Annotated in this window: 1 protein-coding gene; it reads left to right on the top strand. The window is 59.5% G+C overall.

Translation table 11 applies throughout. The features are described 5' to 3' along the window. On the top strand, nt 1-2677 hold a 2677-nt coding region (gene mfd / locus L0H65_RS17940), incomplete at both ends, for a transcription-repair coupling factor (RefSeq protein WP_301460577.1).

Below are 2677 nucleotides of genomic sequence, written 5' to 3'. Positions count from 1 at the left end.
CGGAAACCCAGCGCACCACCGAAAAGCTGAAATCGGTGGAATTTGCTCCGGTGTCGGAGGTGATCCTTGACGACGCCGCGATTTCGCGGTTCCGGCAGAATTATCGGGTGGAATTCGGTGCGGGCGGCTCTGACGACCCGCTGTATGAGGCGGTCAGTGCCGGGCGCAAACATCAGGGGATGGAGCATTGGCTGCCGTTCTTTCATGCGCGGCTGGAAACCCTGTTTGACTATCTGCCGGATGCGGCGGTGATGCTGGACGATCAGGTTACCCCTGCGCGCTTGTCACGCTGGGAAGGGATCGACGATCAATATGACGCGCGGGCCGAGGCGATGAAGGCAAAGGGGCGCCTTGATACCGTCTATAAGCCTGTCGCGCCGGACCTGCTTTATCTGGATGATACCGCTTGGGAAGCCGCAATCGCGCCGCATCGTTTGATCCAGCTTTCACCGCTCGCGCAATCTCCCGGTCCGGGAGTTCTGGACGCCGGTGGGCGCATAGGGCGCAGCTTTGCGCCTGAACGCCAACAAGAAAACATAAGTCTTTTCAACGCTCTTGCCGATCATGTTCAGAAAATACGTCAAGATCGAAATGTGGTGATCGCAAGCTGGTCGGAAGGTGCCCGTGAACGCCTGCGCGGGCTGATCGCCGATCAGGATATTTTGGGCGCGGTGGAGGTTGAGGACTTTCGCGCCGTGAAAGGAACCGGTGGGCTTTTCCTGATGGTCTGGCCGCTGGAGGCCGGGTTCATCGCGCCGGGGCTGGCTGTGATATCGGAGCAGGATGTTCTGGGCGACCGCTTGATTGGCAAACCCAAACGCAAGCGCAAAGCGGAAAACTTCCTGCGTGATGTCGAAACCCTGTCGCCCGGTGATCTGGTGGTGCATGTCGAACACGGCGTCGGGCGCTATCACGGTTTGGAAACCATCACCGCCCTGGGTGCGCCACATGAATGCCTGAGCATTGAATATGCCGAAAACGCCAAGCTCTACTTGCCCGTTGAAAACATAGAACTTCTCAGCCGCTATGGTCATGAGGAAGGGCTGCTGGACCGTTTGGGTGGAGGCGCCTGGCAGGCCAAGAAGGCCAAGCTGAAGGCCCGGATCCGTGAAATCGCCGAGCGTCTGATGCGCATCGCGGCCGAGCGCCACCTGCGCAAAGCCCCGGTGATGGAAGCGCCGCAAGGGTTGTGGGAAGCCTTCGCTGCGCGCTTTCCCTATACCGAGACCGAGGATCAACTGACCGCGATTGCCGATGTCATTGCCGATCTGGAGGCGGGCCGCCCGATGGACCGCTTGGTCGTCGGGGATGTCGGCTTTGGCAAAACCGAAGTGGCAATGCGCGCGGCTTTCGTTGCGGCGCTCGCGGGGATGCAGGTTGCGGTGATCGCGCCGACGACGCTGCTGGCGCGGCAACATTACCGCAGCTTTGCGGAGCGGTTCCGTGGTTTTCCGATCAATGTCAAACCCTTGTCACGCTTTGTGAGCGCAAAGGATGCCGCAGGCACGCGGGCGGGGTTGACCGATGGCACCGTCGATATCGTGATCGGCACCCATGCGGTTCTGGCCAAGGCGATCCGCTTCAAGAACATCGGTCTGCTGGTGATTGACGAGGAACAGCATTTCGGCGTCAGCCATAAGGAGCGGTTGAAAGAGATGCGTTCGGACGTGCATGTGCTGACGCTGACCGCGACACCGATCCCGCGTACCTTGCAACTGTCGCTGACGGGTGTGCGTGATCTTTCGATCATCGCGACGCCGCCGGTGGACCGTCTGGCGATCCGCACCTATGTCAGCGAATTTGACACTGTGACGATCCGCGAAGCGCTGCTGCGCGAACGCTATCGCGGCGGGCAGTCGTTCTTTGTGGTGCCGAGAATTTCGGATCTGCCCTTTGTGGAGGATTTCCTGAAAACGCATGTGCCGGAGGTGACCTATCTCGTCGCGCACGGGCAGCTTGCGGCGAGCGATCTCGACCAGAGGATGAACGATTTCTATGATGGAAAACAGGATGTTCTGGTCGCAACCTCCATCGTGGAATCAGGTCTGGATATTCCGACCGCGAACACCATGATCATCCACCGCGCCGATATGTTCGGGCTATCGCAACTTTACCAGATCCGGGGCCGGGTCGGGCGGGCGAAAACGCGGGCCTACTGCTATCTGACCACCAAACCCCGCGCGCCTTTGACGCCGCAGGCGATGAAGCGTCTGCGTTTGCTTGGCAGTCTCGACTCGCTTGGGGCGGGTTTCAACCTTGCTTCACATGATCTGGACTTGCGCGGTGCCGGCAATCTGTTGGGCGAAGAACAATCCGGCCATATCAAGGAGGTCGGGTATGAGTTGTACCAATCCATGCTAGAAGAAACCATTGCCAAGCTGCGTTCCGGTGAAATCGCCGGTTTGGCGGAGTTGGATGACCAATGGGCACCGACAATCAATCTTGGCGTTCCGGTATTGATACCAGAGGCTTATGTGCCAGACCTTGACCTGCGGCTTGGGCTGTATCGCCGCTTGTCTGGCCTGACGACGAAGGTGGAACTCGAAGGCTTCGCTGCCGAATTGATTGACCGTTTCGGCCCGCTGCCGAAAGAGGTCAATACCCTGATGCTGGTGGTGCGGATCAAGGCGATGTGCAAGCGCGCGGGCATTGCACGGCTCGATGCCGGGCCGAAAGG

The organism is Pseudorhodobacter sp. (assembly GCF_030452865.1).
GTDB lineage: Bacteria > Pseudomonadota > Alphaproteobacteria > Rhodobacterales > Rhodobacteraceae > Pseudorhodobacter.
This window is presented reverse-complemented; position numbering and strand designations above follow the sequence as displayed.